Annotated in this window: 18 protein-coding genes and 1 pseudogene; 11 read left to right on the plus strand and 8 right to left on the minus strand. The window is 66.7% G+C overall.

Annotated features, from left to right (window positions below; all coding sequences use genetic code 11):
* The first annotated feature begins 55 nt into the window (after positions 1 to 55).
* The 10 genes and pseudogenes from mdeB (at position 56) to BLR24_RS21105 (ending at position 11,748) form a co-directional block, all read left to right on the plus strand.
* A complete protein-coding gene (gene mdeB / locus BLR24_RS21060) occupies positions 56 to 2,710 on the plus strand; it encodes an alpha-ketoglutarate dehydrogenase (RefSeq protein WP_093020447.1) in 2,655 nt (884 codons plus the stop codon).
* A 72-nt stretch (positions 2,711 to 2,782) separates the two neighbouring features.
* On the plus strand, positions 2,783 to 3,559 hold the full coding sequence (locus BLR24_RS21065; RefSeq protein ID WP_093020449.1) for a FadR/GntR family transcriptional regulator: 777 nt from the start codon (positions 2,783 to 2,785) through the stop codon (positions 3,557 to 3,559).
* A 189-nt stretch (positions 3,560 to 3,748) separates the two neighbouring features.
* Entirely contained in the window at positions 3,749 to 5,035 is a 1,287-nt protein-coding gene (locus BLR24_RS21070; RefSeq protein ID WP_254787491.1) for an MFS transporter, read from the plus strand.
* A 10-nt stretch (positions 5,036 to 5,045) separates the two neighbouring features.
* A pseudogene (ltnD, locus tag BLR24_RS21075) lies at positions 5,046 to 5,975 on the plus strand (L-threonate dehydrogenase); the annotation flags it as partial.
* A gap of 21 nt (positions 5,976 to 5,996) precedes the next feature.
* Positions 5,997 to 7,013 (plus strand): D-erythronate dehydrogenase, encoded by a 1,017-nt coding sequence (gene denD / locus BLR24_RS21080; protein ID WP_093020455.1) that lies wholly within the window; start codon positions 5,997 to 5,999, stop codon positions 7,011 to 7,013.
* 3 nt (positions 7,014 to 7,016) lie between these two features.
* Positions 7,017 to 8,288 (plus strand): 3-oxo-tetronate kinase, encoded by a 1,272-nt coding sequence (otnK, locus tag BLR24_RS21085; RefSeq protein WP_093020456.1) that lies wholly within the window; start codon positions 7,017 to 7,019, stop codon positions 8,286 to 8,288.
* 294 nt (positions 8,289 to 8,582) lie between these two features.
* The gene (locus tag BLR24_RS21090; protein WP_093020458.1) at positions 8,583 to 9,248 is read left to right on the plus strand and encodes a class II aldolase/adducin family protein; all 666 of its coding nucleotides are present in this window, start codon (positions 8,583 to 8,585) and stop codon (positions 9,246 to 9,248) included.
* Positions 9,249 to 9,266: 18 nt separating this feature from the next.
* Positions 9,267 to 10,085 (plus strand): 2-oxo-tetronate isomerase, encoded by an 819-nt coding sequence (gene otnI, locus BLR24_RS21095; protein WP_093020460.1) that lies wholly within the window; start codon positions 9,267 to 9,269, stop codon positions 10,083 to 10,085.
* A complete protein-coding gene (locus BLR24_RS21100; RefSeq protein ID WP_093020462.1) occupies positions 10,082 to 11,284 on the plus strand; it encodes an amidohydrolase family protein in 1,203 nt (400 codons plus the stop codon). Before otnI ends, BLR24_RS21100 begins: the two co-directional genes overlap by 4 nt.
* Positions 11,281 to 11,748 (plus strand): RidA family protein, encoded by a 468-nt coding sequence (locus BLR24_RS21105; RefSeq protein WP_055807648.1) that lies wholly within the window; start codon positions 11,281 to 11,283, stop codon positions 11,746 to 11,748. Before BLR24_RS21100 ends, BLR24_RS21105 begins: the two co-directional genes overlap by 4 nt.
* On the opposite strand, the gene BLR24_RS21110 is transcribed toward BLR24_RS21105, so the two are convergent.
* The 8 genes from BLR24_RS21110 to BLR24_RS21145 all read right to left on the minus strand — a co-directional run bounded on the left by BLR24_RS21110 (position 11,741) and on the right by BLR24_RS21145 (position 19,424).
* Positions 11,741 to 12,391, minus strand: a complete 651-nt coding sequence (locus tag BLR24_RS21110) for a TetR family transcriptional regulator C-terminal domain-containing protein (protein ID WP_093020464.1) — start codon at positions 12,389 to 12,391, stop codon at positions 11,741 to 11,743. The genes BLR24_RS21105 and BLR24_RS21110 overlap by 8 nt on opposite strands.
* The gene (locus tag BLR24_RS21115; RefSeq protein WP_093020466.1) at positions 12,388 to 13,359 is read right to left on the minus strand and encodes a PDR/VanB family oxidoreductase; all 972 of its coding nucleotides are present in this window, start codon (positions 13,357 to 13,359) and stop codon (positions 12,388 to 12,390) included. Before BLR24_RS21115 ends, BLR24_RS21110 begins: the two co-directional genes overlap by 4 nt.
* Positions 13,360 to 13,377: 18 nt before the next feature.
* The gene (locus BLR24_RS21120; RefSeq protein WP_093020468.1) at positions 13,378 to 13,968 is read right to left on the minus strand and encodes an NAD(P)H-dependent oxidoreductase; all 591 of its coding nucleotides are present in this window, start codon (positions 13,966 to 13,968) and stop codon (positions 13,378 to 13,380) included.
* 155 nt (positions 13,969 to 14,123) lie between these two features.
* Positions 14,124 to 15,152 (minus strand): ABC transporter substrate-binding protein, encoded by a 1,029-nt coding sequence (locus BLR24_RS21125; protein WP_093020470.1) that lies wholly within the window; start codon positions 15,150 to 15,152, stop codon positions 14,124 to 14,126.
* A 422-nt stretch (positions 15,153 to 15,574) separates the two neighbouring features.
* Positions 15,575 to 16,954: an FAD-binding oxidoreductase gene (locus BLR24_RS21130; RefSeq protein ID WP_093020472.1), complete on the minus strand. Its 1,380-nt coding sequence runs from the start codon at positions 16,952 to 16,954 to the stop codon at positions 15,575 to 15,577.
* The gene (locus BLR24_RS21135; protein WP_217636336.1) at positions 16,944 to 17,834 is read right to left on the minus strand and encodes an ABC transporter permease; all 891 of its coding nucleotides are present in this window, start codon (positions 17,832 to 17,834) and stop codon (positions 16,944 to 16,946) included. Before BLR24_RS21135 ends, BLR24_RS21130 begins: the two co-directional genes overlap by 11 nt.
* Complete coding sequence (locus tag BLR24_RS21140) at positions 17,818 to 18,612, minus strand: ABC transporter ATP-binding protein (protein ID WP_093020474.1); 795 nt, start codon at positions 18,610 to 18,612, stop codon at positions 17,818 to 17,820. Before BLR24_RS21140 ends, BLR24_RS21135 begins: the two co-directional genes overlap by 17 nt.
* On the minus strand, positions 18,603 to 19,424 hold the full coding sequence (locus BLR24_RS21145; RefSeq protein WP_093020476.1) for a creatininase family protein: 822 nt from the start codon (positions 19,422 to 19,424) through the stop codon (positions 18,603 to 18,605). The genes BLR24_RS21140 and BLR24_RS21145 overlap by 10 nt, the downstream gene beginning before the upstream one ends.
* A gap of 197 nt (positions 19,425 to 19,621) precedes the next feature.
* On the opposite strand from BLR24_RS21145, the gene BLR24_RS21150 reads away from it, so the two are divergent.
* A complete protein-coding gene (locus BLR24_RS21150) occupies positions 19,622 to 20,137 on the plus strand; it encodes a DUF1269 domain-containing protein (RefSeq protein WP_093020478.1) in 516 nt (171 codons plus the stop codon).
* Positions 20,138 to 20,178 lie beyond the last annotated feature (41 nt).

The following is a 20,178-nucleotide window of genomic DNA, read 5'->3' on the forward strand; positions in this document are numbered from 1 at the left end:
ATGGGATTGCCCCCACCGGTAGCTAATTTGCTGCCCAGCGGCTTAAAGTGCCGGCATGAATGCGCCGATTTCCACCGACCAGATGCGTGCACTGCTGCTCGACACGCCGCTCTCGCACGACCCCGACCCTGCCGAGACCGCCGAGTGGCGCGACGCCTTCCTGGCGCTGGCGCAAACGCACGGCCCCCAACGCGCACGGCAGATGCTGGTGGAGCTTGCCCGACTCGCGCGGCAGCAACGCATCGGCTGGCAGCCCGAGCTCGCCACGCCCTACGTCAACACCATTGCGGTGGAAGACCAGCCGCCGTTTCCCGGCGACCTCGCGGTCGAGGAGCGCCTGGCTTCGCTCATGCGGTGGAATGCGCTCGCGATGGTGGCCAAGGCCAACCAGGCGTATGGCGAACTCGGCGGCCACATCGCGAGCTATGCAAGCGCGGCCGATCTCTTCGAGACCGGCTTCAACCACTTCTTCCATGCGCGCAGCGAGCAACACCGCGGTGACCTTGTCTTCTTCCAGCCGCACAGCGCGCCCGGCGTTTATGCCCGCGCGTACCTCGAAGGCCGCCTCGGCGAAGAAGACCTGAAGCACTACCGGCAGGAACTGACTGCGCCCGCATTCACCGAAGGCAGCGGCGCGCGCGGCCTCAGCAGCTATCCGCATCCCTACCTGATGCCGGACTTCTGGCAGTTTCCCACCGGCTCGATGGGCATCGGCCCCATCAGCTCGATCTATCACGCGCGCTTCATGCGCTACCTCACGCACCGCAACCTGCTCGACTGCGAAGGCCGCAAAGTGTGGGGCGTGTTCGGCGACGGCGAGATGGACGAGCCCGAATCGATGAGCGCCCTGACGCTGGCCGCGCGGGAGAAGCTGGACAACCTCGTGTGGGTCGTCAACTGCAACCTGCAGCGCCTCGATGGCCCAGTGCGCGGCAACGGCCGCATCATCGACGAGCTCGAGAAACTCTTTGCGGGCGCGGGCTGGAACGTCGTCAAGCTGGTCTGGGGCAGCGACTGGGACGGCCTGTTCGCGCAGGACGTGAGCGGTGCCTTGGCGCGCGTGTTCGCCAACACCGTCGATGGCCAAATGCAGACCTTCGCGGCCAAGGACGGCCGCTTCAACCGCGACAACTTCTTCGGCCAGAACCCCGAGCTCGCGCGCCTGGCCGAAGGCATGACCGACGAGCAGATCGACCGCCTGAAGCGCGGCGGCCACGACTTGGTGAAGATCCACGCGGCTTATGCAGCCGCGAACGCGCACAAGGGCCAGCCCACCGTGATCCTCGCCCATACCAAGAAGGGCTACGGCATGGGCAGCGCCGCGCAGGGCAAGATGACCACGCACTCGCACAAGAAGATGGGGGACGTCGACCTCATCGAATTCCGCGACCGCTTCAGCCTGCCGCTGACCGACGCGCAGGCCATTGCGATGGACTTCTACCGCCCGCCCGAAGACAGCGCCGAGATGCAGTACCTGCGGAGCCACCGTGCCGCGCTCGGCGGCGCGATGCCGCGCCGCGAGACCGCGTGCGACGTGGTGCCCAAGCCCGACATCACAAGCTACGCGCAGTTCGCGACAGCGGCAGCCGGCAAGGAAATGAGCACCACCATGGCCTTCGTGCGCATGCTGGGCAACCTCATGAAAGACAAGGCCCTGGGCCCGCGCATCGTGCCCATCGTGGCCGACGAGGCGCGCACCTTCGGCATGGCCAACCTGTTCAAGCAGGTCGGCATCTATTCGAGCGTGGGCCAGCGCTATGCGCCCGAAGACATCGGCTCCGTGCTGAGCTACCGCGAAGCCACCGACGGCCAGATCCTCGAAGAGGGCATCAGCGAAGCCGGCGCCATTGCGAGCTGGACGGCCGCGGCCACCAGCTACAGCGTGCATGGCCTCGCGATGCTGCCGTTCTATATCTACTACTCGATGTTCGGCTTCCAGCGTGTCGGCGATGCGATCTGGGCTGCGGCCGACCAGCGTGCGCGCGGCTTCCTGCTCGGCGCCACCTCGGGCCGCACCACGCTCGGCGGCGAAGGCTTGCAGCACCAGGACGGCAGCAGCCACCTCGTGGCCGCGACCATTCCGAACTGCAAGGCCTACGACCCCGCCTTTGCGGGTGAGATGGCGGTGATCGTCGATGCCGGCATCCGCGAAATGATGGTCGAGCAGAAGGACGTGTTCTATTACGTCACGCTCATGAACGAGAACTACGCGCAGCCCGACGTGCCGCAAGGCGCGGAGGCGGACATCCTGCGCGGCTGCTATCGCTTCGGCGTGCATGCGCCAGCCGCGGGCAAGGCGAAGAAGAAGGTCACGCTCATGGGATCGGGCGCGATCCTCACTGAGGTCGTCAAGGCGGCGCAACTGCTGGCCGACGAAGGCATCGAGGCCGAGGTGTTCAGCGTCACGAGCTGGAGCGAACTTGCGCGCGACGGCCTGGCGTGCGAGCAGCGTGCACTGGCGGGCGAGACGGAGGCCGGCGTGCCGTTCATCGCGAGGCAGCTCGGCGCCGGCACGGGTCCCGTCGTCGCCGCCACCGACTACGTGCGCGCCGTGCCTGAGAGCGTGCGCGCATTCTTGCCCGAAGGCCGCCGCTATCTCACGCTGGGTACCGACGGCTTTGGCCGGAGCGACACGCGCGCGGCGCTGCGCAACTTCTTTGGCGTGGATGCGGCGAGCATCGCGAACGCGGCGCGCCGCGCACTGAACTGAGTCTTCGGCGGGGTAGGGATGGCCATCGTGCGGGCCTGCGTTAGAGTCGCAGACCCCGTCCCTTTCGCGCCCATGACCGCCCGCTTCCAATCCATCGCTCCCGGTGCCCGCCTTGCCGACCAGGTGGCCGACGCGTTGGCCGCCGAGGTGCGCAGCGGCCGCCTCTCGGAGGGCGACCGCCTGCCGACCGAGGCTGCGCTGGCCGAGCAATTCGGCGTGAGCCGCACCGTGGTGCGCGAGGCGGTCTCGCGGCTCAAGTCGCTGGGACTGCTCGATTCGCGCCAGGGCAGCGGCGTGTACGTGCGCGCCGCCGGCGTCGAGCCGCTGCGCTTCGAGATGCCGCACGTGGCCTCGCGCGAAGCGGTGGTCCAGATGGTCGAGCTGCGCCGCGCGCTCGAAGCCGAGGTGGCTGCGCTGGCTGCCGAGCGGCGCACCCCTGAAGACGTGCGCCGCATCCAGGAAGCCATCGAGGCGCTGCACGCCGCAGTGGCGGCCGGTGGAAACGGCGCGGACGAAGACGTGCGCTTTCACCGTGCCATTGCCGAGGCGGCGCGCAACCCATTCCTGATCGGCACGCTGCAGTACCTGCGGCAATTCCTGCACGGCGCCACGCGTGTCACGCGCGCCAACGAGGCGCGCCGGGCCGACTTTGCGCGTGAGGTGGCGCAGGAGCACGCGCGGATCGTCGAGGCCATCGAGGCCGGCGATCCGCTGCGCGCCCGCGAGGCCGCCAAGTCCCACATGGACAACGCGATCCGGCGCATCGAGCAGGCCGACCCCGCCTTCTGGCAGCAGGAAGGCGCACAGCTCGCGCGGCCGCTGGTCGAAGGCTGGCCCGTGGGCAAATAACGGAAAAAACGAAACGAGGTGTAGCTTGCGGGTTTACCCGAATCGGGTAACTGGTATCAAATTTGTATGATGACCTGACAAATGAGAGGCGGACCCATCGCATGGGCAACCCGCACGGCTCAGTTCCTCATTCCAACGGACCTCCCAATGACTTCAACACTCCAGGCGCCTCTGGTCGCCACTGCAGGCATGCAGGCCGATGTCGCGCTCGAGAAGCGCGCCTACGCCAAGGTGTTCTGGCGCCTCGTTCCCTTTCTGATGCTCTGCTACGTGGTCGCGTACCTCGATCGCGTGAACGTGGGTTTTGCCAAGCTCCAGATGGGGCAGGACCTGGGCTTCAGCGAAACCGTGTTCGGCCTGGGCGCCGGCATCTTCTTTCTCGGCTACTTTTTGTTCGAAGTGCCGAGCAACCTGCTGCTCAACCGAGTCGGCGCGCGCATCTGGATCGCGCGAATCATGATCACCTGGGGCGTGCTGTCGGCCTGCTTCGTGTTCGTGGAAACGTCGACCAGCTTCTACATCCTGCGTTTTCTGCTCGGCGTGGCGGAGGCGGGCTTCTATCCGGGCGTGATCCTGTACCTGACCCAGTGGTATCCGGCCCACCGGCGCGCGCGGATCATCGCCGTCTTCATGTCGGCAATTCCGGTCGCGGGCATCTTCGGCAATCCGCTCTCGGGCTGGATCATGGACAGCTTCCATGGCATCTCCTCGATGCAGGGCTGGCAATGGATGTTCATCATCGAAGCCATTCCGGCGATTCTGGTGGGCGTGATGGTGCTCCTCTACCTGGACAACAGCATCCAGCATGCGCGCTGGCTCGATCCGGACGAAAAGCGCCTGCTGCAGCGGGAAGTCGAGCGCGACCAGGCGCATGGCGCCAAGGGCCCGCATTCCGTGGCCGCGGTGTTCCGCGATGCGCGCGTGTGGTGGATGGCGCTGATCTACTTCGCTTTCGTCATGGGCCAATATGCACTGACCTTCTGGCTGCCCACGCTGGTCAAGGCCACGGGCGTGAAGGGCAACCTGCACATCGGCCTCTTGAGCGCAATTCCGTTCATCTGCGCGATCGTCGCCATGAACCTCTTCGGCCGCAGCGCAGACCGCCGGCAGGAACGCCGCTGGCACCTGATCGTGCCGGCGCTCATGGGCGCCATCGGGTTCACCGTTGCGGCCTCCTACACGCAGAACACCGTCGTGTCGCTCGCGTTTCTGTCGCTCGCCGCTGCCGGCGTGCTCACCTGCGCGCCGCTTTTCTGGTCCCTGCCCACCGCCTTTCTTTCGGGCACGGCGGCGGCGGCCGGTATTGCAGCCATCAATTCGGTGGGTAATCTGGCGGGGTTCGCGAGTCCCTACCTCATCGGCTACCTGAAGGACCTCACGGGCAGCACGCAGATCGGCATGTACGTGCTGGCCGGCGCGCTGGTGCTCGGAGCCATCGGCGTGTGGCTCACGCCCAAGCAACTCGTCAACCGCTGACCGGAGAAACCACACCATGACCACACACATCAATACCCCCGTCGTCGGCGTCGTCGGCCTCGGCGCGATGGGCGCAGGCATGGCGCAATCGCTGCGCCGCGCAGGGCATGTGCCGCGCGTTTTCGACGTGCGCCCCGAAGCGGCCCAGGCCTTCGCGCGCGACGGCGGCGTGGCCTGCGACACGCTGGCAGCACTCGGCGCGCAAAGCGACATCGTGGTCTCCGTCGTCGTCAATGCGGCGCAGACCGAGTCGGTGCTGTTTGGCGACGGCACCACGCCGGGCTGCGCGGCATCGATGAAGCCCGGCAGCCTGTTCGTGATGTGCTCCACCGTGGACCCGAACTGGTCGATCGCGCTCGAGGCGCGCCTGGCCGCGCAGGGCATCCTGTATCTCGACGCGCCAATTTCCGGCGGTGCCGCCAAGGCCGCCAGCGGCCAGATGACGATGATGACCGCCGGCACGCCCGCCGCCTATGAAAAGGCCGGCGCCGTGCTCGACGCCATGGCGGCCAAGGTTTATCGTCTCGGTGACCGCGCGGGCGCGGGCAGCAAGGTCAAGATCATCAATCAGCTGTTGGCCGGCGTGCACATTGCCGCCGCGGCCGAGGCCATGGCGCTCGGCCTGCGCGAGGGCGTGGATGCGGCTGCGCTGTACGAGGTGATCACGCACAGCGCCGGCAACAGCTGGATGTTCGAGAACCGCATGGCGCACGTGCTGGCGGGCGACTACACGCCACTCTCGGCCGTCGACATCTTCGTGAAGGACCTGGGCCTGGTGCTCGACGTGGCGCGCGCCACCAAGTTTCCGCTGCCGCTCTCGTCCACCGCGCACCAGATGTTCATGCAGGCGTCCACGGCCGGCTTTGCGCGCGAGGACGACAGCGCGGTCATCAAGATTTTTCCCGGCATTGAATTGCCGGCTGCCGACAAGAAAGCCTGAAGAAGAAGGAAGACGAGCGCCATGAACATTCTCATCACCGGCGGCTGCGGTTTCGTCGGAGCGCGGCTCGCGCGCACTCTGCTCGCGGGCGGTCCGCTGGCACTGGCCGGCCGCACGGCCGAACCCATCTCGCGCGTCACGCTGGCCGACCGCGCGCCGCCCCCCGCCGATCTGGCCGCCGACGGCCGGGTCCAGTTCCTGCAGGGCGACTTGTACGAGCAGGCCACGAACGGCGCACTGCCGCTGGCCGACACCCACGCGGTGTTCCACCTCGCTGCCGCAGTCAGCGGCGAATGTGAGGCCGACTTCGATCTCGGCATGCGCAGCAATCTCGACACCACGCGCGCGCTGCTCGAAGCCTGCCGCCGCGCGGGCCATGCGCCGGTCTTCGTGTTCTCCAGCTCGGTCGCTGTCTTCGGCGATTCGCCGGAACAGCGGCTGCCGGCGGTGATCGAAGACACCACGCTGCCGACGCCGCAAAACAGCTACGGCATCCAGAAGTTCATCGGCGAGCAGCTCGTGGCCGACTTCACGCGCAAGGGCTTCGTGCAGGGCCGCAACGTGCGGCTCATGACGGTCTCGGTGCGGCCGGGCCGGCCCAACGGCGCGGCCTCCAGCTTCTTGAGCGGCATGCTGCGCGAGCCGCTGGCCGGCGAGCGTGCGCGCTGCCCCGTGTCGCCCGAGACGGCGGTTGCGCTCGCGTCGCCCGGCAACACCGTCGCCGGCATCATCCGCGCGGCCACGGCGAGCGCCGCCGAATGGGGCGCGCGCACCGCCGTCAACTTGCCCGCGCTGACGACCACCGTTCGCGAAATGGCAGAGGCGCTCGAGCGCATTGCGGGCAAAGAGGCTGCGGGGCTGATCGACTGGGAGCCCGATGCCGGCATCGCCAAGATCGTGACCAGCTGGCCCAGCCGCATTCATGCGGCCCGCGCCGAGGCGCTGGGCCTCCAGGCCGACGCGAGCTTCGACGCCATCCTGCGCGACTACGTGCGCGAGAACCCGCAGGCCGTGAAACTGCCTGTGGCGAAGGACTGAGCCATGGCGAAACTATTGCTGGGCTGCATTGCCGACGATTTCACCGGTGCTACCGACCTTGCCAACAACCTCGTGCGCGCCGGCATGCGCGTGGTGCAGGCCATTGGCGTGCCCGAGGGTCCGCTCGATGCCGACGTGGATGCCGTCGTCGTCGCGCTCAAGTCGCGCACCATCGCGCCGGCCGAGGCCATCGCGCAATCGCTCGACGCGCTGCGCTGGCTGCAGGCCCAAGGCGCGCAACAGATCTACTTCAAGTACTGCTCCACCTTCGACAGCACGCCGCAGGGCAACATCGGCCCCGTGACCGAAGCGCTGATGGAGGCATTGGGCTGCGATTTCACCATCGCCACGCCGGCCTTCCCCGACAACAAGCGCACCGTGTTCAAGGGCTATCTGTTCGCTGGCGATGTGCTGCTCAATGAGAGCGGCATGCAGAACCATCCGCTCACGCCGATGACCGACCCGAACCTCGTGCGCGTGCTGCAGGCGCAGTGCCAGCGCAAGGTCGGGCTCATCGACCATGCGGTGGTCGCGCGTGGCGCGGCGGCCATCTCGGAGCGAATCGAACAGCTGAAGGGCGAGGGCGTGTCGATCGCCATCGTCGACGCGGTATCGAACGACGATCTGCTGCGCCTCGGCCCGGCGATTGCGAAAATGCCGCTGCTCACGGCCGGCTCGGGTGTGGCCATTGGCTTGCCAGCCAACTTCGGTCTGGCGCCCTCGTCGCAGGCCAGTGCGCTGCCCCCAGCAGGAGGACTGCGTGCCGTGGTCTCGGGCAGTTGCTCGCTCGCGACCAACCGGCAGGTGCTGGACTTCATTCAGCGCGGCGGCGCGGCGCTGGCCGTCGATCCACTGCGCATTGCCGCGGGTGTCGACGTCGTGGCCGAGACCCTGGCCTGGGCCGCACCGCTGGTCGCGAAGCAGCCGGTGCTGGTCTATTCCACCGCCGAGGCCGGTGCCATCAAGTCGGTGCAGAGCAGGCTCGGCGTCGAGGAAGCCGGCGCCATGGTCGAGCGCACCATTGCCGCCATTGCGCGCGGCCTGGTCGAACGCGGCGTGCGCCAGCTCGTGGTGGCGGGCGGCGAAACCTCGGGTGCCTGCGTGCAGGCGCTGGGCATTGCGCAGATGCAGATCGGTCCGCAGATCGACCCCGGCGTGCCGTGGTGTCATGCGCGCACCGATGTTGCGGAAGGCACGTCGGTGCACATCGCGCTGAAGTCCGGCAACTTTGGGGGGGACGACTTCTTCACCAAGGCATTTACAGTGCTGGCATGACGTCCAAACTCAGCACTCGAGCACGTTCGGGGCGCGCTCCCGCCGACGGCGTGCTCTGCTCCGCGAATGTCCCCCGCCCTTCGAGCTCCTCCTTTATTTCGCTGCGCAGAGCACACCATCGACGTGATCGTTGTTCGGAGCGGCCGTTGGTCGAGCGGAACAAGCGCAGCGTCCAGTGTGCGCAGGGCGCCGGGTGCTCCCCGCAGCGAAATAAAGGAGGAGCCGAAGGCGGGGGACATTCGCGGAGGGGAGTACCCGGTGGCCTGTGCACGCGCCCTGAACAGCCGAACTGACATGACAGAAACCCAAGCCCGCGAAGAAATCTGCCGCGTCGGCCGCAGCCTGTTCGACCGCGGCTATGTGCATGCGACCGCCGGCAACATCAGCGTTCGACTCGACGACGGGTTCCTCATCACGCCGACCGACGCCTGCCTCGGCTTTCTCGACCCGGCCCGCCTGGCCAGGCTCGACACGCAAGGCACCCAGACCGGCGGCGACCGCGCGAGCAAGACCATCACCCTGCACACGCGCATCTACGCAGCCGCGCGCAGGTTCGATGCAGGTACGGCCTGTGTCATCCACACGCACAGCACGCACTGTGTTGCGCTCACGTTGAACGCGCCGGGCGACGAGTTGCTGCCCGCGCTCACGCCGTATTTCGTGATGAAGGTCGGCCACGTGCCGCTCATTCCTTACCACCGCCCGGGCGCACCCGAAGCGGCCGAACTGGTGGCACAGACTATCGAGCGCCATGGTGCCGCCGGCACGCCGATCCGCGCCGTCATGCTCGAACGCCTCGGCCCCAACGTCTGGCACGAGACGCCGGCCGCCGCCATGGCCGTGCTCGAGGAACTCGAAGAGACCGCCAAGCTCCATCTGCTCACCGAGCCCGCCAAAATCGAGCCGTTGAGCAACGAACAGATCGATGAACTGCGCCGCACTTTCGGTGCGCGCTGGTAGCAAGAGTAAAAACACACCATGCCCCAATTCGCCGCCAACCTCTCGATGCTCTATCCGGAGCTCGATTTCCTCGACCGCTTCGAAGCCGCCGCGAAAGACGGCTTCAAGGCCGTCGAATATCTTTTTCCCTACCCCTACGAGCGCCGCCAGCTTGCGGCCCGCCTGAAGGACAACGGCCTGCAGCAAGTGCTCTTCAACGCCCCTCCGGGCAATTGGGACGGCGGCGAGCGCGGCCTCGCGTGCCTGCCGGGTCGGGACACCGAGTTCCGCGAAGGCATCGCCACGGCCATCGACTATGCGGTGGCGCTCGACTGCCCGCGCATCCACGTCATGGCGGGCCTGGTGCCGGAAGGCGTGGAGCGCGAGGCCGTGCAGCCCGTGTACGTCGAAAACCTGCGCTGGGCCGCCGCCGAGGCCGCCAAGGCCGGCCGCGACGTGCTGATCGAGCCGATCAACACGCGCGACATTCCGCGCTTCTTCCTCAACCGGCAAGACCACGCGCACGAAATCATCGACATGGTGGGCGCACCCAATCTCAAGGTGCAGATGGACCTGTACCACTGCCAGATCGTCGAGGGCGACGTGGCGATGAAGATCCGCAAGTACCTGCCCACCGGCCGCGTCGGCCACATCCAGATTGCCGGCGTGCCCGAGCGTCATGAGCCTGACATCGGCGAGCAAAACTACCCGTACCTGTTCGACCTGATCGACGAGGTGTCGGCGCAATGCGGTTGGCAGGGCTGGGTCGGCTGCGAGTACCGGCCCAAGCGCGGCATGGAACCCGGCGGTACTTCGGCCGGGCTGGGCTGGCTTCGGGCATTGCAACAGCGCGCATGAAGCTCGAGGCGCTGCGCATTCCACCGCGGCTGCGAGGTTTTGCCGCGGACGATGCGCAGGTCTTCGACGTCACGCTGGCCGGCGATCGCGTGCAGGCTATCGTGCCGAGCGCATCGCAGGCGCAGGCGCAGGCGCGCGGCACCCTGCTGAGCGCGTTGGTCGAGGCGCATGCGCACATCGACAAGAACTACACCGTCGAGGAAGTCGGCGCCGCCCAGGGCAACCTGTTTGCGGCCATCGAACGCATGGAGAAGCACCGCGCGGGCTGGACCGGCGAAACGCTGCGCCCGCGCATGGAGCGCGCGCTGCACGAGGCCTGGCAGTCGGGCACGCGCGCGCTGCGCACGCACATCGATTGGGTGCAGGGCGACCCACCGGCCGCGCTGGCCGTGTTCGAGGCCCTGCGGCACGAGTGGCGCGGCCGCATCGAGTTGCAGTTCGTCTCGCTCACGCCGCTGGACCTGTTCGCGGACCTCGCCGCCGGCGAGCGCATCGCGCGCGAGGTGAAGCGCGCGGGCGGCACGCTGGGTGCCTTCGTTTACCGAAACGAGGGGCTCGTGCATAAGCTGGGCCGCGTGTTCGATCTTGCGCAGGACCACGGCCTCGGACTCGACTTTCATGTCGACGAGGGGCTCGACGCCGATGCGAGCGGCCTGCGCAGCATCGCGCAGCTAATGCGTGCGCGCGAATTCCGGCACGGCGTGGTCTGCGGCCATTGCTGCTCCCTGGCCATGCAGGACGACGCCGTTGCCAACGAAACGCTGGCGCTGTGTGCCGGTGCCGGCATCCACATCGTCGCGCTGCCGACTACCAATCTCTATCTTCAGGGCGCCTGGGAACGCACGCCCGTGCCCCGCGGCATCACGCGAATTCGCGAAGCGGCGGCACGGGGCTTGCGTGTGAGCTTGGCAACGGACAACGTGCAGGACGCCTTCTATCCCTACGGCGGCTACGATCTTCTGGAAACCTTCGGGCTCGGCGTGCAGATGGCGCATCTCGCGCCCGCGGACGAGTGGCTCGACGCCATCACCGTCAGCCCCGCGAAGGCGCTGGGGCTCGCGTGGGACGGGCGCATTGCACCGGGCTGTCCCGCCGACCTGGTGCTGCTCGCGGCCACCGGCGAGCATGAACTCATCGGTCCACGCGGGCGCCAGCGCACCGTGATCCGTAGCGGCCGAATCCTGGAGAAAACTCAATGAGCATGGGCAAGCCAATGGCCAACTACGCCGCCGCCAAGCGCGTGGGCGATTTCGTCTTCATGAGCGGCGTGGTCGCGGTCGATCCGGCCACGCGCCGCGCCGTCGCCGGATACGACGCCATTCCCGAGGAAGCCCGCACGGCCCTGCAGGGGGTTGGCTATGCCACGGGCCAGATGTCGGTCGATATCTTCGAAGCGCCGATCGTCGCGCAGAGCTGGTTCGTGCTCGAGCGCATCCGCCAGATTGCCGCCGAGCATGGCGGCACGATGGAAGACGTGGTGAAGCTGGTGCAGTACTTCCGTCACCTGCCGCACTATGCGTTCTACAACCGCGTGCGCGGGCTTTTCTATCCGGGCGAGCCACCGGTCAGCACGGTGGTCGAGGTGTCGCGCTTCCTCCCGGGCGACGAGGTGCTGGTGGAAGTGGAGGCCACCATGTACCTGCCGCAGCACCGGCCTATTTGACCCCCGCGCCCTTGAGCAGGAATTCGGTCACCTGCTCGACCAGGTAGCGCCGGTCGTTGTCGTCGCCTTGCTGGGCCACGTTGCGGAAGTACGCGGCCTGCGTGGCGTGGTCGGCATAGAACTGCGTCACCGCCCAGACGTGGAACAGCACCAGCATCGGGTCGGCCTTGTCCATCAGGCCCTGGTTCATCCAGTTCTGGATCACGGCGGCCGCCTGGTCGGTGTGCTGCTTGCTCGTGTCCATCATGGTGTTGAGCACCGGTGCGCCGCGCATCATCTCGGCGGTGAAGATGCGGGAGCGCAAAGGGTGCTCGAACGAGAAGACCATCTTGCGGCGGATCAGGTCGCCCAGCACCTTGCGCGGACCGAAGGCTTCGTCGGCAAAACCGAACACCACGATCCAGTCGTCGAGGATGTCCTGCAGGATCTGCCGATAGAGCGCTTCCTTGCTCTCGATGTAGTAGTGCAGCTGCGCCTTCGAAAGCCCGGCCTTGTCGGCAATCGCCTGCGTCGACGCGCCGGCCAGACCCTCGCTCGCAAACACCTCGATGGCGGCCTGGTTGATGAGGCCGAGCACCTGGGTGTACTTGCGCGAACGCCCGCGCGTGGGGGGCGCCTCGCCGTCGCTTTCTTCGGTGCTCACAACTGCAGCACCAGTTCCTGGCCTTTGGCGCGCGAGCAGCACAGGGCCACCTTGTGGCGCCGCTCGCTGCCGGTGAGACAGAAGTCGCGGTGCTCCGCGCCTTCGCCATCGCCCTCGACCACGCAGGTGCCGCACAGGCCCTGCTGGCACGACACCGGAATGTCGATGCCGACTTCATGCAGCGCATCGACGGCGGTCTGGTCGGCCGCCACCGGCACGCGGATGCCGCGCTGCGCGAGCTTCAGCGTGAAGGGCAGGCCGGTCGTGGTGTTGGCGTTGGCCGGTGCGGCGAAGTATTCGGCATGCAGCGCGTCATCGGGCCAGTGCGCGGCGGCCTCGCGCACGGCTCGCATGAAGCCGCCGGGGCCGCAGACGTACAGGTGCGTGCCGGGTGCGCGGTCGGCGAGCAGCGCGTGCAAATCGATGCGCTGCGAGGCATCGCCCTGGTCGAGGTGCAGCCGTAGGTGTGGTGCCAGCGCAAGGTCGCGCAGCGCATCAGCAAAGGCCAGGTGTTCTTCACTGCGCGCGAACACGCAGAACGTGAAATCCGCGCCGCGCGCCGCGAGCGCCTGCGCCATCGCCAGCAGCGGCGTCATGCCGATGCCGCCGGCCAGCAGCAGGTGGTGTTTCGCTTCCTCGCGCAGCGGAAAGGTGTTGCGCGGCGCGCTGATCGCGAGCAGGTCGCCTTCGCGCACGCGCTCGTGCATCGAGGCCGAACCGCCGCGGCTCGCCGCCTCGCGCTTCACCCCGATCACGTAAGACGCGGCGTTCGACGGTGCACCCGCAGACCATCGCGCCAGCGAGTATTGGCGCGAAAAGCCCCCGGGCATGTGCACGTCGATGTGGGCGCCGGCTTCGTACCCCGGCAACGTGCGGCCCCACGGATGCGTCAGCTCGAAGGCGAGGATTTCCGGCGTCTCGCGCGAGATGCGTTCGACGCGGACGGTCAGCGTGCGTTCGAGGCTCATGGTGTGTCGTCTCTCCGGCTAAATGCTCTGCAGCTTGCGCGCAACGCGTTCGATGAAATGGGTGCGGTCGCGCTCGGTCACGGCGTTCATGTCGTGCAGCTGCAGCCACGTCACCTTGCAGCGCCATGCAAACAGGGCACGCAGCGCCCGCGTGAAAAGCCGCCGGCCCGGGTCGCCGATCATCATCACGAACCAGCGCGGCGAGCCGCCCGTGGTCACCACCGTCAGCCGCCGGATGTGCCGCATGCCCGACTTCGCGAGCTGTCCCTTGCGCTCCGCCGGCAGGAAGGCCACGCCCGGCAGCCACACGCGTTCGAGCCAGCCCTTGAGCATGGACGGCGGTCCGTGAAACCAGGTGGGATAGACGAACACCAGGTGCTCGGCCCACAGCAGCGCGTCGACATGCGGCTTCACGCGTTCGCGGATCAGTTCGGGGTTCTCGAGATAGGCGATGCGTTCTTCGCGGGTCAGCGTGGGGTCGAAGCCCTCGGCATACAGGTCGATGGCCCGGACGGGATGCCGGGGCTCGAGGGCTTCGAGGGCCGTGCGATAGAGCGCGTGGTTGAAGCTGTCAGGATTCGGATGGCAGTGGACGACGAGCGTTTTCATGGTTGAGGGCCGGTTCGCCTGTCGGCGAGACGGGGTCAGAGCCCAAGGAATCAAAGGCCGCGCGGCGCCTTATGGCAACCCAGGCACCGGCATCTGACCCCGGCGCAAGCCCCGCGCGACCCACGGGAAAAACGGTGAAGCTCTTGCCTGCTTGCTTACTTTGCAGCGAGCTTCTTGCGAACGTCGACACCGACGCCCTTGTTGACGAATTGCGTGGTGACGACCTTGGAGAGATCGATCTCTCCGGGCTTGTACAGGCCGGCCTTCACCATCTTGTCGTAGAAGTCCTTCACGCGGGCTTCGTCCATGGCGCCGATGCCCTTGGTGAGCGAGTCGCCGCTGTCGACGATGCCCATCTTCTTCATCAGCTCGATGGAGCCGAGCGATGCGGCAACCGGCGAATCGGGGTTGATCTTGGCGATCATCTCGTTGGCGGCCTTGTTGTCGCCGTAGAGATAATTGTTCCAGCCGATGATCGAAGCTTCGACGAACTTGCGCACCGTCTCGGGCTTGGTCTTGACGAGGTCGGCGCGCGTCTCGATGGTGGTCGAATAGGTCGAGAAGCCGTTGTCGGCCAGCAGTTGCACCACCGGGTCGAAGCCGGCCTGCGCCTTGATCGAAAGCGGCTCCGAGATGGCGTAGCCCTGCTGGATCGACTTCTTGTCGGCCAGGAACGGGCCCACGTTGAAGGTGTAGGGCTTGAGCTGCGAATCCTTGAAGCCGTGCTCCGACTTCATCCACTGCCAGAAGCTGAACTGGCCGTCCTTGCCGATGAAGGCGACGGGCGCCTTGGCCATGTCCTTGAAGGTGTCGTAGCCCTGACCCGGATGCGCGAACATGGCCTGCGGATCTTTCTGGAAGAAGGCCGCCACAACCACCGTGGGCACGCCGTTCTTCACGTTGTCGAAAGACTGCAGCAGGTTGCCGGTCATCAGAAAATCTACCTTGCCGGCCGGCAGCATAGGCCGGTTGTTGACCATCGGGCCGCCCTGCTGAATGTCGACGTCCAGGCCATACTTCTTGTAGGTGCCGTCCACCAGCGCCTGGTAGAAGCCGCCGTGTCCGGCTTGCGCTTTCCAGTTGGTGGCAAATACCACTTTTTCCTGCGCCTGCGCGGCGAGGGCGGCAGCCGCGAGGGCGATACCGAGAGCAAGCGGACGGATGGTCAGAGCGGGTAGGCGCATGGCAGTGGACTCCTGTGTTGAATGCTGCGAAGGATTTTCATGTCACCGTCGATCATGTGATGGAACGGACTTTTTGAGGGTGCGTTTTTCGGGGGAGCTGTTGTTCTTGGCACTGCTGTTCAGGGCGCATGCAAAGGCCACCGGGTACTCCCCTCCGCGAATGTCCCCCGGCTTCGCCTCCTCCTTTATTTCGCTGCGGGGAGCACCCGGCGCCCTGTGCCCGCCAAGCGCCGTCGTTGTGCTGGCTGATCAACGACCGCACTGAATAACGATCCCGTCGATGGGGTGCCTTGCGCAGCGAAATAAAGGAGGAGGCCGCAGGCCGGGGGACATTCGCGGAGCAAGGTACCCCGTCGGCGGGAGCGCGCCCTGAACAGCAGCCCTCGAATCCAACGCGACGGACAACAAAGCAAGCGTTCATTTCAACGCTCGATAGCCATGTCGGAAGTCCAGCCGCGCGTCTTGCCCGGGTTCATCAAACCCATCGGATCGCTGCGCTTCTTGAACTCGATCTGCTGCGTGTCGATGGTCTTCATGCCCCCGTCCTCAATGGTGACGACATGCGGGTTGAAGATCTTGGAGCCGCCCTGCGACTCGATCTCGCGGATCACGTCGTACTGGTGGGCCTCGCCCTTCCAGCGCACCAGCAGGATGCCGAAGGTGCCGCACTCGCCGCCGGCGCGCGCGAAGTCCTGGTGCTGCAGCACGTCGTCGCCAAAGATCTGCAGATGGCGCGCCACCACCAACGGATCGAAGGGCTGCGCGTAGGCGACCTGCAGGTAGGTCCAGCCGCGGTCTGCTTTCAGCGCCTGCAGCGTGGTGTGGTTGAACGCGCATTCATACGCGGGAGGCAGGCCTTCGGCGAGCAGCTCGGCCTCGGTGCCCGCGACGGAGATGGTGCCGCCGTGTGCGGCGGCGAGCGCGCGCAAGTCGGCCATCGAATCGGGCGCGACCATGCTGAACACCGCGTGCCGGTCGGGCGGAAAGCGGTCGCGCATCGCCGTGTAGTAGGGCGAGAAGCGCGCCTCGACCGTCGAGAGCAAAAAGATGTCGAGCGTGGGCACCTGTGCTGCGACGGCGAAGGCCAGCGCGCCGCGGTACGTCTCGAACAGCACCGTGCAGTGCACCCATTCGACGGCCGGGCTCAGGGCGACTTCCACGTCCAGGATCACGCCGTTGGTGCCGTAAGCATGGTGCACCTGCTGGATCTCGTCGCCTTGCAGCTCGATGACGCGCGGCTTCCGCTCCACGGTCATCACGCGCGCGCGCAGCAGGTTGCCGGGGTCGCGCAGGATGCCGTGGCGGAACGAGCCGATGCCGCCGAAGCCGCCCGCGATGAAGCCGCCGATGCTGGCCACATGCCAGGTCGAGGGCCACATGCGCAGCGCCTGGCCCGTCTCGCGCGCGACAAGGTCGATGTCGTGCATGCGCGCACCGGCCTCGACGCGGATACAGCCTGGCTGGATGTCGAGCACGCGGCACATCTGCGTCACGTCGAGCACGATGCCACCCTCGAGAGGCACGCACTGGCCGTAGTTGCCGGTACCGCCCGCGCGCACCGTGAGCGGCAGCTTCCACTTCGCGGCCGTGGCCGCGACCTGGCGCACATCGTCCTCGGTGCTGACCTTGACGACGAGGTCGGCCACGCAGCCCGCGAGCTGCGCCGTGAGGATGGGGCTGTACCAGTAGAAGTCTTTCGAGAGCTGCTTGCGCTGGTTCGGTGCGGTGATCACATTGAGGCCGCGCAGGTCTTGGCGCACGGCATCCCAATCGACAGCAGGCGCGATGGTCCTAGCGTTCACGGCGCATCTCGCTCTCGTGCCAGTGGCCGAGCACCAACCGCGACAACGCGGCGAACACGATGAAGATCACGATACCGAGCAGGGACACCAGCAGCAGCGCCGCGAACATCATCGGGATCTCGGTGCGAAAGCTCGATTCGAGGATGCGCGAGGCGAGGCCCGTCTCCTTGCCGGCGGTGCCGGCCGTGAACTCCGCGACCACCGCGCCGATCAGGCTCAGCCCGCCCGCGATCTTCAGGCCCGCCATGAAATAGGGCAGCGCGCTGGGTGCGAGAAGGTAGCGGAAGGTCTGCCACGGCGAGGCCTTGTAGAGCTGAAACAGGTCACGCAGATTGCTGTCGGCGCTTTTCAGGCCGATGACGGTGTTCGACAGGATCGGGAAGAAGGCCACGATCCAGGCGCACAGCAGCAGCGCCGCCGTGGTGCTCGATACGTAGATCAATATCAGCGGCGCGATCGCAATGATCGGCGTCACCTGCAGGATCACCGCGATCGGAAAGAGGCCGATCTCCACCCACTTGAAAAGCGCGAACGCAATCGCCAGAAGTACGCCGCCCACGATGGCCGCGCCGAGCGCGAGCAGCGTGAGCTTCACGGTGAACCACAGCGCGCTGGAGAGCGAGCCCCAGTTGTCGAACAACGTGCGCAGGATGAGCGAGGGCGCGGGCAGGATGTAGTGCGGAATGCCGTTGGCGCGCACCATCCATTCCCACGCCAGCAGCAGCACGATGACGATGCCGGCCGGCACTGCGATGCGCAGCATTGATTCGCGCCGGTGCAGCCTGTCTTCGTGCGCGCGCAGCATCGCTTCGGAGGGCGCGACGTCCGCCGCATCCATCGGCACGTCGGCCGGCACCGCAGGCTCAGTGATCGATGTCATGCAGCGCTCCATGCAGGGATCGCGACACCGCCGTGCAATGCGCGTTGTAACGGCTCGAAGTGCGAAAGTCCTCGCCGCGCGGATAGGGTTCGTCGATCCGGATCTCGTCGATCACCCGGCCAGGCCGCGCCGCCATCACGACGATGCGGTTCGAGAGATAAACGGATTCATAAACGCTGTGCGTGACGAACACGACCGAGAAGCGATGCTCGCGCCAGATGGCCAGCAGGTCGTTGTTGAGCTTGATGCGCGTCATCTCATCGAGCGCGGCAAAGGGCTCGTCCATCAGCAGGAGGCGCGGGTGCGTGACCAGTGCGCGCGCAATCGACACGCGCATCTTCATGCCGCCCGAGAGCTCGCGCGGATACACGTCGGCGAAGCGCGATAGGCCCACCATCTCCAGTACCTGCCGCACCACGGGCGCGGCCGCGTCCCGGCTTTGGCCCGCGAGCTTGAGCGGCAGCCACACGTTGTCGAACACCTTGGCCCAGGGCATGAGCGTGGGCTCCTGGAACACGAAGCCCAGGTCGCGGTCGCTCTGCGTCTTGCCCGTGTTGGCGCCGGACCACTGCATTTCGCCCGAGCTGAGCCGGGTGAGCCCTGCGATCAGCCGCAGCGCGGTGCTCTTGCCGCAGCCGGAGGGTCCCAGAAAACTGATGAAGTCGTGCTCGCCGATGTCGAGCGTCATGCCCTGCAGTGCGAGCGTGCCGTTGGCAAAGCGCTTGCTGACGTGGCGCAGGCTGACCAGCGGTGGCGTTAGTTCGGAGGTCATTTCCAGGCGGGCTCGTTGGCGAGGCGCGAGAGCGGGAAGCGGTCTACCTCCTGCAGCAGTTCGACGAAGCGGCGGCCCACGTGGTCGAGCACCGCGGCGCCCTTCTCGGCCGTGGCGCGCGTGGCGTCGCCGGCCGCGCCCGATGGGTTGATGTCGTGCATCTGCCAGCCGAGCTTGCCACTCGGGGTGATGGAGAGGAACTTGTTTTCGGCGGCCAGTTGCTCGGTCATCGAGCTGAAGTTCTGGAACTGGTCCTTGCGCACGAAGTCCGGTGTGAGGTGCAGCATCACCGAGCTTTCGAGGTCGCCCGCGTGGATGCCGTGCCTGCCTTCATGCGCGGTGAATAGGCCCTCGGGCAGTCCCAGCGTGTACCAGTTGGCGGCGACGACCATCATGCCGTGCTCCTCGCGCAGGTCGCGCGCCACGATGTCCATCACGCTCATCTGGCCGCCGTGGCTGTTGTAGAGCACCAGCTTGCGCACGCCGGCCTTCGCCACGCAGGCGCCGATGTCCTTCCACAGCGAGATCAGCGTGGTGGCCGAGACGGTGAGCGTGCCCGGGTAGCGCGAATGCTCGTTGCTCTTGCCGTAAGGCACGGTGGGGAGAAACAGCACCGGCAGGTCATCGGGCAGGTGCGGGAGCGCGGCGCGCACCATGCCGTCGATGGTGGCCGTGTCGGTCGACATCGGCAAATGGGGGCCGTGCTGCTCGGTAGCGCCCACCGGCAGCACGGCGATGAGCCGTTCGCGGTCGAGGCGAGAGAACTCTTCGCTGGTCAGGTCGGACCAGAAGCGGCTGCGCAAGGGGACCGGGTTCATCGTGGCGTACCTCGTGGTGACGGGCAACAAGGGCGCGATGATGATCTAAATTATCCGTTTGGTCAAAAAAAGGTGGGCAAATAGGTACCCCCAATCGCCTCCGCCCGAAGTGCCGCACCCACTTGATGGCCGCTCGGCTTGGGCATATAAGTCGTTTCATGGTTCCTTGACTCGTCGCAAGACGAAAGGGGGATGCTATGAAAAGACGCATCTACTGGTTGATGCCCGACCTGGCGAGCGCCAGAAGGGCAATGAACGATCTGGTCCGGGCGCGCGTCGACGTGGCGCGCATCCATTTCGCCGGACCCGAAGGCATGGACATGGCCGGGCTCCATGCGGCCAACGTGTGGCAAACCTCCGACCTCGTCCACGCAGCCAAGACCGGCTGGGTGGTCGGCAGTGCCTGCGGCATCGTCCTTGGCCTCGTGGCCGCGCTGATGTTTCCGATCGTCGGCGACGACCCCGAATGGGAGGTGGCCGTCTTGGTGGCCATCCTGGGCGGCGTGGTCGGCGCCTGGTCGGCCAGCATGGTCGGCATTTCCATCCCGAGCCCCAGGCTGCAACGTTTCGAGGGCGCCATCGCAGAGGGGCAGATCCTGCTGATGGTGGACCTGCCGCGTTCGCGCGTGCAAGACATCGAGGCGCTGCTGCAGTCCGCGCATCCCGAAGCCCGGTTCGAGGGTGAAGAGCCCCAGGTCCCGGCGCTCCTCTGAAGCGCGGATGAGCCCCTGAGCCTATGCCGAGCCAAGGGAAC

Source organism: Variovorax sp. OV700, assembly GCF_900099805.1.
Classification (GTDB): Bacteria; Pseudomonadota; Gammaproteobacteria; order Burkholderiales; family Burkholderiaceae_C; genus Variovorax.

Coding starts and splice junctions, on each gene's coding strand:
- BLR24_RS21105 (WP_055807648.1), top strand. CDS start 11,281: ATGAGCATGGGCAAGCCAATGGCCAACTACGCCGCCGCCAAGCGCGTG.
- BLR24_RS21115 (WP_093020466.1), bottom strand. CDS start 13,359: ATGAGCCTCGAACGCACGCTGACCGTCCGCGTCGAACGCATCTCGCGC.
- BLR24_RS21150 (WP_093020478.1), top strand. CDS start 19,622: ATGAAAAGACGCATCTACTGGTTGATGCCCGACCTGGCGAGCGCCAGA.
- otnI (WP_093020460.1), top strand. CDS start 9,267: ATGCCCCAATTCGCCGCCAACCTCTCGATGCTCTATCCGGAGCTCGAT.
- BLR24_RS21090 (WP_093020458.1), top strand. CDS start 8,583: ATGACAGAAACCCAAGCCCGCGAAGAAATCTGCCGCGTCGGCCGCAGC.
- denD (WP_093020455.1), top strand. CDS start 5,997: ATGAACATTCTCATCACCGGCGGCTGCGGTTTCGTCGGAGCGCGGCTC.
- BLR24_RS21135 (WP_217636336.1), bottom strand. CDS start 17,834: ATGACATCGATCACTGAGCCTGCGGTGCCGGCCGACGTGCCGATGGAT.
- BLR24_RS21065 (WP_093020449.1), top strand. CDS start 2,783: ATGACCGCCCGCTTCCAATCCATCGCTCCCGGTGCCCGCCTTGCCGAC.
- BLR24_RS21145 (WP_093020476.1), bottom strand. CDS start 19,424: ATGAACCCGGTCCCCTTGCGCAGCCGCTTCTGGTCCGACCTGACCAGC.
- BLR24_RS21125 (WP_093020470.1), bottom strand. CDS start 15,152: ATGCGCCTACCCGCTCTGACCATCCGTCCGCTTGCTCTCGGTATCGCC.
- mdeB (WP_093020447.1), top strand. CDS start 56: ATGAATGCGCCGATTTCCACCGACCAGATGCGTGCACTGCTGCTCGAC.
- otnK (WP_093020456.1), top strand. CDS start 7,017: ATGGCGAAACTATTGCTGGGCTGCATTGCCGACGATTTCACCGGTGCT.
- BLR24_RS21070 (WP_254787491.1), top strand. CDS start 3,749: ATGCAGGCCGATGTCGCGCTCGAGAAGCGCGCCTACGCCAAGGTGTTC.
- BLR24_RS21100 (WP_093020462.1), top strand. CDS start 10,082: ATGAAGCTCGAGGCGCTGCGCATTCCACCGCGGCTGCGAGGTTTTGCC.
- BLR24_RS21120 (WP_093020468.1), bottom strand. CDS start 13,968: ATGAAAACGCTCGTCGTCCACTGCCATCCGAATCCTGACAGCTTCAAC.